The 13,111-nt window shown below is 66.6% G+C and carries 11 protein-coding genes and 1 pseudogene; 10 read left to right on the top strand and 2 right to left on the bottom strand.

The window, feature by feature from the left end:
* Positions 1–1,447, bottom strand: a 1,447-nt coding sequence (locus IPM80_24415) for a PQQ-dependent dehydrogenase, methanol/ethanol family (GenBank protein MBK8961479.1), incomplete at its 3' end; no start/stop codon positions are given.
* 9 nt (positions 1,448–1,456) lie between these two features.
* Positions 1,457–2,059: a Rieske (2Fe-2S) protein gene (locus IPM80_24410; GenBank protein MBK8961478.1), complete on the bottom strand. Its 603-nt coding sequence runs from the start codon at positions 2,057–2,059 to the stop codon at positions 1,457–1,459.
* A 221-nt stretch (positions 2,060–2,280) separates the two neighbouring features.
* On the opposite strand from IPM80_24410, the gene IPM80_24405 reads away from it, so the two are divergent.
* From IPM80_24405 to IPM80_24360, 10 genes and pseudogenes are all read left to right on the top strand, one after another.
* Positions 2,281–3,621: an LLM class flavin-dependent oxidoreductase gene (locus IPM80_24405; GenBank protein MBK8961477.1), complete on the top strand. Its 1,341-nt coding sequence runs from the start codon at positions 2,281–2,283 to the stop codon at positions 3,619–3,621.
* A gap of 115 nt (positions 3,622–3,736) precedes the next feature.
* A complete protein-coding gene (locus tag IPM80_24400; GenBank protein ID MBK8961476.1) occupies positions 3,737–4,624 on the top strand; it encodes an HDOD domain-containing protein in 888 nt (295 codons plus the stop codon).
* A 127-nt stretch (positions 4,625–4,751) separates the two neighbouring features.
* The gene (locus IPM80_24395) at positions 4,752–5,729 is read left to right on the top strand and encodes a glutathione S-transferase family protein (protein ID MBK8961475.1); all 978 of its coding nucleotides are present in this window, start codon (positions 4,752–4,754) and stop codon (positions 5,727–5,729) included.
* Between the two features lie 401 nt (positions 5,730–6,130).
* Positions 6,131–7,102: an efflux RND transporter periplasmic adaptor subunit gene (locus IPM80_24390; GenBank protein MBK8961474.1), complete on the top strand. Its 972-nt coding sequence runs from the start codon at positions 6,131–6,133 to the stop codon at positions 7,100–7,102.
* Between the two features lie 3 nt (positions 7,103–7,105).
* Positions 7,106–10,121, top strand: a pseudogene (locus IPM80_24385) (multidrug efflux RND transporter permease subunit).
* A 310-nt stretch (positions 10,122–10,431) separates the two neighbouring features.
* Positions 10,432–10,872, top strand: a complete 441-nt coding sequence (locus tag IPM80_24380) for a TolC family protein (protein MBK8961473.1) — start codon at positions 10,432–10,434, stop codon at positions 10,870–10,872.
* 343 nt (positions 10,873–11,215) lie between these two features.
* Positions 11,216–11,791 carry a TolC family protein gene (locus IPM80_24375; protein ID MBK8961472.1) on the top strand — a complete coding sequence of 192 codons (576 nt, stop codon included), beginning with the start codon at positions 11,216–11,218 and terminating at the stop codon, positions 11,789–11,791.
* 54 nt (positions 11,792–11,845) lie between these two features.
* Positions 11,846–12,130, top strand: a complete 285-nt coding sequence (locus tag IPM80_24370) for a c-type cytochrome (GenBank protein MBK8961471.1) — start codon at positions 11,846–11,848, stop codon at positions 12,128–12,130.
* A gap of 133 nt (positions 12,131–12,263) precedes the next feature.
* Positions 12,264–12,743, top strand: coding sequence for a hypothetical protein (locus IPM80_24365; GenBank protein MBK8961470.1), 480 nt, complete (start codon positions 12,264–12,266; stop codon positions 12,741–12,743).
* A gap of 219 nt (positions 12,744–12,962) precedes the next feature.
* A partial coding sequence (locus IPM80_24360; GenBank protein ID MBK8961469.1) for a fatty acid desaturase occupies positions 12,963–13,111 on the top strand: 149 nt, incomplete at its 3' end.

The following is a 13,111-nucleotide window of genomic DNA, read 5'->3' as shown; positions in this document are numbered from 1 at the left end:
CGCCGCCGGTGGTCAACACCGGGCCCCAGTTGTGGGATTTGAACTTGGTGGTCCACACCTTCTTGCCGGTGGCGAGATCCCAGGCCTGCAGTTCGCCGATGTGATCGCGCGCCGCGGGCGTCGGCAGCACTTCTATCTTGGCGAACGGCACGCCCATGTACAGTTCGCCGCGACGGTACTTGGCTTTCTCGCCGGTGAAGGCGCTGCACAGGTTCTCGTTGGCGGGGATGTACAGGTAGCCGGTATCGGGGCTGTAGGCGGTCGGCGGCCAGTCCTTGCCGCCCCACAGGCTGGGGCAGAATTCCGAGCGCGAACCGCTGCGCGGGATCTTGGTCGGGTCGTATTGCGGGCGACCGCTTTCCGGGTCGAGCTTCGTGAACACGTTCTGTTGCACGTAGGGCTGGCCGCTCACGTAACGGATGTCGCTGGCGGAGCGCTCCAGCACCCACAGGTAGCCGTCACGCCCTGCATGCACCAGGCTCTTCTGCACGCGACCATCGCGCTTGAGATCGATGAGCAGCGGCGCCGCGACTTCATCCCAGTCCCACGAATCATTCCAGTGATACTGGTGGTGGGCGCGGATCTGGCCGCTGGCGACGTCGAGCGCAATGACCGAGGTCGCGTAGAGATTGTCGCCGGCACGCTGATCGCCCATCCACGGTCCGGCGTTGCCGGTGCCCCAGTAGGCGAGCTTGGTGTCGGCATCGTAGCTGCCGGTGATCCACACCGGCACGCCGCCCTTCTTCCAGGTTTCGCCGGGCCAGGAGTCATGCCCCGGCTCACCGGGGCCGGGTACGGTGTAGGTCTTCCACAGTGATTCGCCGCTCGCGGCATCGAAGGCCTGGATGAAACCGCGCACGCCGAACTCGCCGCCCGACACGCCGACCATCACCTTTCCTTCCACCACCAGCGGCGCCATGGTCATGTAGTAGCCGGCCAGGTAGTTCTCGACCGGCTTCTCCCACACCACGTTGCCGGTGCGCGCATCGAGCGCCACCAGGAAGGCATCGACGGTCGCGATGTAGACGCGGTCGCCATACAGGGCCACGCCGCGATTGGTCGGGTGCAACTGGAAGAGATCGGCCGGCAGTTCACGTCGATAGCGCCAGATGAGGTCGCCGCTGCGCGCGTCCAGCGCCAACACCTGGTCGCGCGGCGTGGTGATGAACATCACGCCGTCGTTGACGATGGGCGGCGACTGGTGGCCTTCCTCGACGCCGGTCGAAAAACTCCACAGCGGTTTCAGCTGGGTGACGTTGCTGGTGTCTATCTGTTTGAGCGGACTGTAGCCCCAGCTGTCGTAGGTGCGCCGGTACATGAGCCAGTTGCCGGGCTCGGGCCGGGTGAGACGCGCGTCGGTGACGGACGAGTAGGGCAGGCCATCGGCGGCCGGCGCGCTGCCCGCGACGGTCAGCAACAGCAGCAGGATCGGGAACACTGAACGCATCACGTCACCTCAAGGAGCCGGCGCGCCGAGCGCGCCACTGAAGGGGCCGGCGATGACTAGCTTGTCGCCAACCTGCTTGATGGGCAGGGACGGCAATGGTCGCGCGGTCGGGCCGGTGACGCGCGCGGCGCCCTTGGCCGGGTCGTATTCCGAGGAATGACAAGGGCACACCAGGTGGCGCTTGTCCGCCGCCCATTCGCTGACCGCGCAGGCGGCGTGGGTGCAAATCGCCGAATAGGCGACGATGCCGTCGACGGCCCGCGCACGCGTCGCCTCGTCGAGGCTGTCCGGCGCGAGGCGCAGCAGCAGGATTTGGTTGAGACGCGAATTCTCGCGCGTCACGCCGCTGGCCGGATCCTGCGGATAGACCGACAGCGGTGCGGCGTCGAGCGCCACGTCGGCGGCGCTCACGGCGCGCGGATCGTCGTCCCACGAGGCAAAGGCCAGCACATCGCCGGGCTGCGGCGGTTGTTTGCTCGGATCGGCGTCGGCCGCCTCGCCGAGCACGGGGCGGGCGAGGCCCGCCGCCAGCGCCGCGCACAACAGGCGCCGCCGCGAGGCCGAGGCGCAAGTCCGCGGGGCCGGCCCGCTGGCCGGCATGTCATTACCCATTGATGTCTCCCCAAAAGCGCCGCCCGGAAGCGCGGCGTCGGCGTCAATGTGTCACCGTGGGCAGGGGCTGGCAAGGCACAATCGAAATTCCCCTCAGGCCTTGGCCGGCACCGGTGGTGCCCATGGCTGCGTGTTGAATCCGCGCGCTGCGTCGTTATCCTTGCGCTTCGGCAGCGGCGGGCCGCGACCGCCCACCATCCACAGCAACACGAGCGCCGCACGTGCACCGTCAACGTCAACTCCATCTCGGCGCCTTCATGCGCCCGGTCAGCATCCACACCAGCGCGTGGCGCTACCCCGGCAGCTACGCGGACGCGAATTTCAATTTCCAGCACTACGTGCGCTTCATCCAGACCTTGGAGCAAGGCTGCTTCGATGCGTTCTTCATGGCCGACCACCTGGCGGTGTTGAACATGCCGATGGCGGCCCTGAAACGCAGCGCGACCGTCACGTCCTTCGACCCCTTGACGCTGCTGCCGGCGCTGGCGACGGTGACTTCGCGCATCGGCCTCATCGCCACCGCGTCGACGTCCTATAACGAGCCCTACCACATCGCGCGCAAGTTCGCCTCGCTCGATCACATCAGCGGCGGACGCGCGGGCTGGAACGTGGTGACCTCGGCCAATCCCCACGAGGCCATGAACTTCGGGCGCGAACAGCATCTCGAGCATGCCGAGCGCTACAAGCGCGCGCGTGAGTTCTACGAGGTGGTGACCGGCCTGTGGGACAGCTGGGCGGACGATGCTTTCATCCGCGATGTCGATGCGGGCGTGTATTTCGACCCGGCGCGCATGCACGTGCTCGATCACAAGGGCGACGAGTTCGCGGTGCGTGGCCCGCTGAATGTCGCGCGTCCGGTGCAGGGCTGGCCGCTGATCGTGCAGGCCGGCAGCTCGGAAGCCGGGCGGCAGCTGGCGGCCGAGACCGCCGAGATGGTGTTCTCGGCCGACGTCGAACGGGCGGCGGCGCAGGCCTTTTATGCCGACGTCAAAAGCCGCATGGCGGTCGTCGGGCGCGATCCCGAGCATCTCAAGATCATGCCGGGCGCGTTCGTGGTGCTGGGCCGCAGCCAGGCCGAGGCCGAGGATCGCAAGGCGCGGCTCGACGCGCTGGTGCATCCCGATTCGGGTATCTCGTCGTTGTCGGTGATGCTGGGCTGCGATGTCAGCGGTTTCGCGCTCGACGGCCCCTTGCCCGAGCTGCCCGAAAGCAATGCCAGCCGTGGCAGTCGCGACAAGCTGGTGGCGATGGCGCGCGACAAGCACATGACGGTGCGCCAGCTCGCGCAGTGGGTGGGCGGCGCGTTCGGCATCCTCGAAATGATCGGCACGCCGGCCATGGTCGCCGACCAGATGCAGGAATGGCTGGAGACGCGTGCCTGCGATGGCTTCAACGTGATGTTCCCGTTCCTGCCGGCCGGACTCGACGATTTCGTGTCGGCGGTGGTGCCGGAACTCCAGCGCCGCGGCATTTTCCGCCGCGCCTACAGCGGCCACACGTTGCGCGAACATCTCGGCCTGCCGCGTCCCGCCAACCGGTTCTTCCCCGCGCCGCGCGGCTGAGCGCGGCGCTTTCACCGCCGCTGGCGGCTTTCGCCGTGGCGCGGCTCAAGCTTGCCGGCCGGCGGCCGACACAGATTCGCATCGGGGAATAACAACAAGGACAGCCATCTTGAGCATGCCTGCCGTCCATATGGACATCACCACGCCCGGCGAACGCATCGCGCGCAGTCTGATCGAAGACATGTCTGCCTTGGTCTCGCCGCCGGACGTGTGTTTGAAGATCAACGAACTGGTGGCTGACGACAGCACCTCGCTGGAGCAACTGGCGCTGGTGGTGATCCGCGATCCGAATCTCACCGCGCGTATCCTGAAACTCGCCAACAGCGCGTTCTACGGCTTGCCCGGACGGGTGGACACCATCACCCGCGCCGTGATGCTGCTCGGCATGGGCGAAATCCAGAAAATCGTGACGTCGGTATGCGCGGTGCAGACCTTCTCGCGCCTGTCGAGCTCGGTCACCAACATGAATTCCTTCTGGCGCCACGGCGTGTATACCGGCCTCGTGGCGCAGGCTATCGCGCGCCGCGCGCGCGTGCTGCATCCCGAGCGCCTGTTCGTGGCCGGCATGCTGCACGACATCGGCACCTTGCTCATCAACAAGCGCTTTCCCGAGATAGCGCAGTCCGTGATCATCGAAGCGGCCGGCGACGAGGACAAGCTGCACGTCCTGGAACAGCGCGATCTCGGTTTCGATCACGCCATGCTGACCGGCATGATGCTGGACAGCTGGAACCTGCCCGACACGCTGGTCGACACCGTCTACTGGCACCATGAGCCGCAGCGCGCCCGCCGCGCCGGCGCCGAGGCGGCCATCCTCAAGGTCGCCGACGCGGTCGCGAACTGCTCCGGTACCGGCAGTTATTCCGAGCGCATTCCGCGCGAACAGCAGGCCGACGTGTCGCCGCTCGCCAACCACGGCCTCGCCATCGATTGCAGCGGCGAAGAGCTGATGGACGAAGTCGACCCGCAGTTCATCGAGGCGATTTACCTGATCGTGGCGTAATCGTGGGTCAGACTTCAGTCTGACATGCGCCACCCGCACCCGATTTCAATGTCGGACTGAAGTCCGACCCACAAAGACCGAGCCTCCTCTACAATGCCTCTCATCATCCCGATGCGAGGCATGCGCCATGGGCCTGTTGATCAACGGCAAGTGGGACGCCGAGGCGACCATGATCCCTATCGAGGACGGCCGCTTCGTGCGCGAGCCGGCCGCCTTCCGCCAGGTGGTCAGCGCCGATGGCGCGAGCGGCTTCAAGGCCGAGCCCGGCCGTTATCACCTTTACGTCGCCTACCACTGCCCATGGGCGTGGCGCACCATCCTGATGCGGCGCCTGAAGCGTTTGGAAAACGTGATTTCCATGACCATCGCCGTTCCCAACGATCGCCGCGAGGGCTGGACCTTCGGTGATTATCCCGGCGGCTGCGCGCCGGATGCGGTCAATGGCTTTACCCACCTGCACCAGGCCTATACCGCCACGCGTCGCGACTACAGCGGCACGGTGTCGGTGCCGGTGCTGTGGGACAAGCACACCGGCGTCATCGTCAACAACGAGTCGCCGGACATCATGCGCATGTTCAACAGCGCCTTCGATGCTTTCACCGATGCCCGTGAGGACTATTACCCCGAGGCACTGCGCGCCGACATCGACGCCGTCAACCAGCGCGTCTACGACGGCGTCAACAATGGCGTCTACCGGGTCGGCCTCGCGCGCAGCCAGGCCGCCTACGACGAGGCCTTCGACAAGCTCTTCACCACCCTCGACTGGCTGGATGCGCGCCTGACCACGCAGCGCTACCTCGTCGGCACGCGCGTGACCGAAGCCGACTGGCGCCTGCTCGCCAGCCTGTTGCGTTTCGATCTGGTCTACCACGCGCTGTTCAAATGCAATCAGCGCAGCATTGCCAGCTACCCGGCACTGTCGAACTACCTGCGCGAGCTCTACCAGTGGCCGGGCGTGGCCGACACCGTCAACGTCCCGCACTTCGTGCGTGGCTATTACTCCATCACCCACGTCAATCCCAACGGCATCATTCCGCGCGGGCCGGCCTTTTACGAGCACGGTTTGCAACAGCCCCACGACCGCGCGCGCCTGGCGGCCGAATGAGCGACGCGAGTAGCGCCCGTCACGTTTGTCCACAATTGGCACAGGCCGCTCGATCAGGGCCGCGAACATGCCTTGACCGGCGTGCGCTTCCCCGAATCGGTATCGTCGGCATGCGGGCTTTCTGCGATACTGCAGGGCAGCAATTGTGCGTGGTGAGGACGGGTCGCGTATGACCGTGAAGGCGAAGCTACGTTTCGGCGCCGCAGGAGGCGCGCTCGCCGTGGTGTGGATGATGTTCCTGGGGCTGGGCGCGCATGGCGCGCGCGCCGCCGACCCGGCGCCCGCCGCCGCGCCGCCACCGCCGGCGGTGACGGTCGCCAAGCCGGTCTTCAAACGCATCACCGAATGGGACGATTACACCGGCCGCTTCATCGCCAAGGAGCGCGTCGACGCGCGCGCGCGTGTCGGGCTATCTCGAATCGGTGCATTTCAAGGAAGGCCAGATGGTCGAGGCCGGCGAGCTGTTGTTCGTCATCGACCAGCGCCCGTTCAAGACCGAGGTGGCGCGCGCCAAGGCCGGTGTCGACCAGGCCGGCACGCAGCTCAAGGTCGCGCAGCTCGAGTTCGAACGAGGTCAGCGCCTGCAATCGTCGCGCGCCATGAGCACCGAGACTGCCGAGGAGCGACGCGCCAAGCGCGATGCCGCGCAGGCCGAAGTCGATGCCGCCAAGGCCGCCTTGCGCAATGCCGAACTGAATCTCGATTTCACCGAGGTGCGCGCGCCGATGGCAGGTCGCCTGTCGGATATCCGCGTCGACGTCGGCAACCTCATCTCGGGCGGCAGCGCCGATTCGACCCTGCTCACCACCATTGTCTCGCTCGATCCCATCGAATTCGAAATCGAGGCCTCGGAAGCCGAGTTCCTGCGCTACACGCGTCTCGACAGCGCCGGCACGCGCCGCTCCTCGCGTGACGTGCCGAATCGCATCGAAGCCCAGCTCATCGACGAAACGGAGTGGGTGCACAAGGGCAACATGACCTTCGTCGACAACGAAATCGATCCGAACTCCGACTCCATCCGTGGCCATGCCACGTTCCCCAACCCGGACCACGTGCTGCTGCCCGGCATGTTCGCGCGCGCGCGCCTGTACGGCGCCGGCGAGCATGAAGCGGTGATGGTGCCGGACATCGCGGTGGTGGCCGACCAGGCGCGCAAGCTGGTGATGGTGCTCGGCAAGGACAACGTCATCGAGGCGCGGGTGGTGAAGCTCGGGCCGCTGATCGACGGACTGCGCGTGGTGCGCGAGGGCCTGAAGAGCGACGAGACCATCGTCGTCAACGGCATCATCCGCGCGCATCCCGGCAAACCGGTGACGCCGACCATGGCCACCATCGCCGAGGACGGCACCATCAAAGACGCCGCCGCCAAGTAAGCCATGCGCTTCACGCATTTCTTCGTCGACCGGCCGATCTTCGCGGCCGTCATCTCGATCATCATCGTGCTGGTCGGCGCCATCGCCTACGTGGCGCTGCCCATCGCGCAGTATCCGGACATCGTGCCGCCGACCATCCAGGTCACCGCCAACTATCCCGGCGCCAGCGCCGAGACCGTGGCCAACACCGTGGCCACGCCGCTCGAGCAGGAAATCAACGGCGTCGACCACATGCTGTTCATGCAGTCGTCCGCCACCGGCGACGGCCGCCTGGTCATCAACGTCACGTTCGAACTCGGCACCAATCTCGATATCGCCCAGGTGCTGGTGCAGAACCGCGTGGCGATCGCGGTGCCGCGCCTGCCGGAAGACGTGCGCCGACTCGGCATCAACGTCACCAAGAACTCGCCCGACATGTTGATGGTGGTGCACATCTTCTCGCCGGACGGCTCGCGCGATCCGACCTACCTGTCGAACTACGCGCGTACCCATGTCGTCGACCGGCTGGTGCGTCTGAACGGCGTCGGTTCAATCAACATCTTCGCCGAGCGTGCCTACGGCATGCGCATCTGGATAGACCCGGAGCGCGCGGCGGCGCGCGATCTCACCGCCACCGAAATCGTCGAAGCGGTGCGCGCCAACAACGTGCAGGTGGCATCGGGCACCATCAATGCGCAGCCGGTGCCGAGCACCGGCGCCTTCGAACTGGCGGTCGAGAGCCAGGGCCGCTTTCTCACCACCGAGCAGTTCGGCGACATCGTCGTCAAGCGCGGCAGCGGCGGTCGCATCACGCGCCTGAAGGACGTCGCACGCGTCGAACTCGGCGCGCAGGATTACTCCACCATCGGCTACATCGATGGCAAGCCGGCGCTGCCGATGCCGATCTTCCAGCGGCCGGGCTCCAACGCCATCGAGACCGCGCGGGCGGTCGAGAACCTCATGACCGAGATCGGCAAGGAGCTGCCGTCGGGCGTGGCCTACGTCATCGCCTTCAATCCCACCCAGTTCATCGCCGACTCGGTGCACGAGGTCTACCTCACCATCTTCGAGGCGATGGCGCTGGTGGTGCTGGTGATCATGGTGTTCCTGCAGTCGTGGCGCGCCGCCATCATTCCCATCGTCGCCATCCCGATTGCCCTGATCGGCACCTTCGCGGTGATGGGCGCGTTTGGTTTCTCCATCAACAACCTGACCCTGTTCGGCCTGGTGCTGGCGGTGGGTATCGCGGTGGACGACGCCATCGTGGTGGTGGAGAACATCGAACGCTTCCTGGCCGAAGGCCTGTCGCCCCGCGAAGCGGCGCACAAGACCATGGACGAAGTCGGCAGCGCGTTGGTCGCCATCGCGCTGGTGCTGGCGGCGGTGTTCGTGCCGACCGCGTTCATTTCCGGCATCTCGGGCCAGTTTTATCGCCAGTTCGCCCTGACCATCGCCAGCGCCACCGTGATCTCGGCCATCGTGTCGCTGACCTTGTCGCCCGCACTCGGCGCGTTGCTGTTGAAGCCTCACGACGCGCATGCCAAGCGCCATCCCGTGGTCAGCATGTTGCTGATGCCGTTCACGCTGTTCGCGCGCCTTCAATGCCAGCTTCGCCGGCTTCGCCAGTGGCTACGCGGCCATCACCAAGCGCCTGGTACGCATGACGCTGGTCATGATGATCATCTACGCCGGGCTCATCTTCCTGACCTGGAAGACCTTCAGCAGCACGCCCACCGGATTCATCCCGCAGCAGGACCAGGGCTACATCATCACCGTCTATCGCCTGCCGCCGGGCTCGTCGGTGATGCGCACCGACAAAGTCGTGCGGCGCGCCGCCGGCATCCTGCTCGACCTGCCGGATATCGCCCACTGCGCCGGCTTCGCGGGTTTCGACGGCGCCACGCGCACCAACGCACCCGATGCCGGCGCGGCCTTCTGCCCGCTCGCGCCCTACGCCGATCGTGCCGCACGCCACAGCCCGGTCACCGAAACGCTGCGCGTCGCGCAGCAGAAGCTCGGTGTGATCCAGGAGGCGATGGCCTTCGTCGTGCCGCCGCCACCGGTGCGCGGCATCGGCACTGGCGGTGGCTGGAAGCTTTACATCGAAGACCGTGGTGGTCACGGCGTGCGCGCCCTGGAGCAGGTCACCACCGAATTCATCGCGCGCGCCAACCAGCTGCCGGAAGTGAAGAACGTCTTCACCACCTTCAACACCAAGACGCCGAAGATCTTCGCCAACATCGACAGGACGCGCGCCGAGAAGCTCGACGTGCCCGCCGAGCGTGTGCTCGACACCCTTGAGATCTACCTGGGCTCGGCCTACGTCAACGACTTCAATTTCCTCGGCCGCACCTATCGCGTCACCGCCCAGGCCGAAGGCAATTACCGCGACGACCCCTCGGATCTGCTGAAACTCAAGACCCGTTCCAATCGCGGCGCGATGGTGCCGCTCGGTTCGCTCACCACCTTCAGCGATCTGACCGGCGCCTACCGCGTGGCGCGCTACAACCTCTACACCGCCGCCGAAGTGCAGGGCATCGCGACGCCGGGCCGTTCGACCGGCGAGGCGCTGGCGGCCATCGAGAAACTCGCCGAGGAAGTGCTGCCGGAAGGCTATGGCTTCGAATGGACCGATCTCGCCCTGCAGGAGAAACTCGCGGGCAACACCGCCGCGATGGCTTTCGGCCTCGGCGTGGCCTTCGTGTTCCTGGTGCTGGCGGCGCTGTACGAATCGTGGATGCTGCCGCTCGCGGTCATCCTCATCGTGCCGATGTGCCTGCTCGCCTCGATCACCGGCGTCAGCCTGCGCGGCATGCAGAACGACATCCTGGTGCAGATCGGTTTCATCGTGCTCATTGGTCTGGCCGCCAAGAACGCCATCCTCATCGTCGAGTTCGCGCGCCAGGCCGAAGCCGCCGGTCTCGGTCGTCGTGAAGCAGCGATGCAGGCCGCGCGCACGCGCCTGCGGCCGATCCTCATGACCTCGTTCTCCTTCATCATGGGCGTGGTGCCGCTGGTGCTCGCCACCGGCGCCGGCGCCGCGTCGCCGGCGTCGCGTGCAGGAGCGTGGCGGGGAATGGCCGACATGATGCGCAATCGAATCGCTGTCCTGGTGTGCCTGGCGCTGCTCGGCGGCTGTGCCGCGGTCGGACCCGATTACCAGGCGCCCGCCGCCACCGACGCTGACGCCATGCCGGCCTTTCGCGTGGCCGGCGACGACGGCAACCCGGCGCGGGTCGTCACCAGCGAGCCGCCCGAACAATGGTGGCAATCACTGCACGATCCGGACCTCGATGCCCTGATCGCGGCGGCGCTGGCCGCCAACAACGATCTCAAGGTCGCCATCGCCAATGTCGAGGCCGCGCGCGCAGCTCGGCGAGACCGAGAACCTGCGCATGCCGCGCGTGGACGTCAACGGCGTGGTGCGCGAACGCCTGACGCGCAGGCCGCGCAGCGCAAGGCCGATCCGCAAGATCGGGGCCGGTACGTTCGCTGGCGACCTCGGTATCGACATGTTGTGGGAGATCGATCTGTTCGGCCGCGTACGGCGCTCGGTGGGCGCCGCCGCCGCCGAACTCGGCTCGCTCGAAGCGGTGCGCAACAACGTGCTGCTGTCGCTGTTGTCGACGGTCGCGAGCGCCTATATCGATGTGCGCGGCACGCAGATGCGCCTCGGCGTGGCGGAGCGCAACGTGGCCGTGCAACAGCAGACACTCGACCTGGTGCTGTTGTTAAACAAGGAAGGCGCGGCCACCGAGCTTCGATGTCGCGCGCGCGCACCCAGCTGCTGACCAGCCAGGCCACCATCCGGTGCTGCGCGCCGCCGAGCGCGCGGCGCGCAATCGCTTGACCACGCTGACCTCGCAGCCGCCCGGCGCCTTGGACGCGCGGCTCGGCGCGCGGCGCCATGGCCGGCGCTGCCGGAGCTGGTGGCCATCGGTCAGCCCGCCGATCTGCTGCGTCGTCGGCCGGACATCCAGGCCGCGGAGCGCGCGGTGGCGGCGGCCTCGGCGCGCATCGGCGTGGCCACCGCCGATCTCTTTCCGACCGTGACGCTGGTGGGCGGCCCGGTGTCGGCATCGCCGACGGGAAGCTGGCGGCCGCCGGTGCGCCCTTGTTCACGCTGGACCGGCGCTGCGTTGGAACATCTTCGATCGCGCCGGCATCTACGCGCGCATCGCGCAAGCCGACGCCGCGGCGGCGGCCAATGTCGCGCGCTACCAGACCACCGTCACCCAGGCGCTGGAGGAAGTCGACAGCGCGGTGAGCGGCTATGGCAATGAACGCGAACGCCAGGCACAACTGGTGGCGGCGGTGGCCGCCAGTCGCGACGCCGCCGAGCTCGCCGAGCTGCGCTTCTTCGAAGGCGCCGAGGATTTCCTCACGGTGCTGGACGCCGGACGCAGCCTGCTGCAGCTCGAAGATCAGCAGGCGCTGTCGGCCGTCAACGTCGCGCAACGATTGGTAGATTCATCGCGCGCTCGGCGGCGGCTGGCGAGCCGCGGCGCCGCCGGCGCACCAGACCCACGTTCCCGCCAAATAGCGGGCATTCCGCCGATGCCGCGCGACCACGTGTCGCCTGGTGCCGGCGGGTTGTACGCCCCGAGATCGCGGCCCCGCGTCGCCATGGCGGTGGCGCACCGTCTACCCAGCTCTCGCGGACTCCAGCCATGCTCAAGCTTTTCGTTTCCGTCGTTCGCCACGCCCTGAAACTTTGCTCGGTGACTTTCATCGTCGCCAACGCGGCCCACGCACAGTCGGTGGATGCGCCGGCGGCGCCGTACTTACCCGGTCGAATGTCCGACGGCGGCGAGTGCCGCGGAGACCTGCTCCGTCGACAGGGAAACCTACTTCGGCTGGCGCACCTACGCCGCCAACTGCCAGGTGTGTCATGGCGGTAGCGAACTCGGCTCGACGTTCGCCCCCAACCTGCTGGAGCGGTTCAATGGCAAGGTCGATCACGCGCGTTTCCTTCATGTGCTCGAGAACGGCCGCCGCCACCGGGCGTGGTGGGTGCCATGCCCAAGCGGAAATCCAAGCGCGACGTGATGAGCAGTGCCGACAACCTCAAAATACCTGTTACCGTAGCGCACGCGGACGGAAGCCGCCCGCCGGTCGACCAAACAAGGCAGCGCCCTGACGTCGCGCGGGCAGGTTCATGACGCGCTATTGTCGGAAGTCCGTGCTAGTCTCGCCGTTCGACTTTCAATCCGACAGGTTTCCCGATGTCCGCCCCAGGTGGAAACCGCGGATCGCGCCGCACGATCTGGCCCGTCTGCGCGTACTGCGGACCCCGCCCAATCCCGTCAAGATTCCCTTGTTCGTGGCGCCCAGGTGGCCTCTGAGCTGGCTGGCCTGGAGCACCCCTACGGTGCGTGGCGCTGGCTTGCCACATCGGCATCGGCTACCCGGGATGGGCACGGGACATCTGGCGCACGACGCCACGCACGATGTATTGTTTCGCCACCGCGGCCTGGGCTGGGCTTTCGGCATCGTCACCATGATTCCGATCTTCGCGTCCTCATCGCCTTTCGCGAAGACCATCTCTGAACATCATCGTTACAACCGTTCGCCGCGCGACCCTGACGCGTTCACCATGGGCCGCCGCGGGCCGCCTGGAATCTCCTGCTGTTCTACGCCTACGCGCTGGGCGCGCTGCTGAGCTTCGTGCATTTCCAACTTCTTATCTATCCCGTGCAAGCGCTTTCAAGGCGCGCGAGTGGGCGATACATGGCCTGGAGACGCTGCTCAAAGCGCTGGTCTACTGGTGGTGATAGCGAGCGCCCAGGCCACGGCGTGCTGGCCGAGGTATTGGCGCTATGGTTGTGGCTGATTTTCTTCTTCTCGCTGTTCAATTCCATGCGTTTCATCGCCGAGCAACATGGCACGCCGGGACGCCGGACTGCTGGCCGGTACGCGCACGCTGTTGTCCAACCCGGTGCACGCGTTTTTCTGGAATAACATCAACCTGCACATCGGTCACCACGTGTATCCGGGCGTGCCGTGGTACAATTTCCTCGGTCACCTGCA

Source organism: Pseudomonadota bacterium (genome assembly GCA_016719885.1).
GTDB lineage: Bacteria > Pseudomonadota > Gammaproteobacteria.
This window is presented reverse-complemented; position numbering and strand designations above follow the sequence as displayed.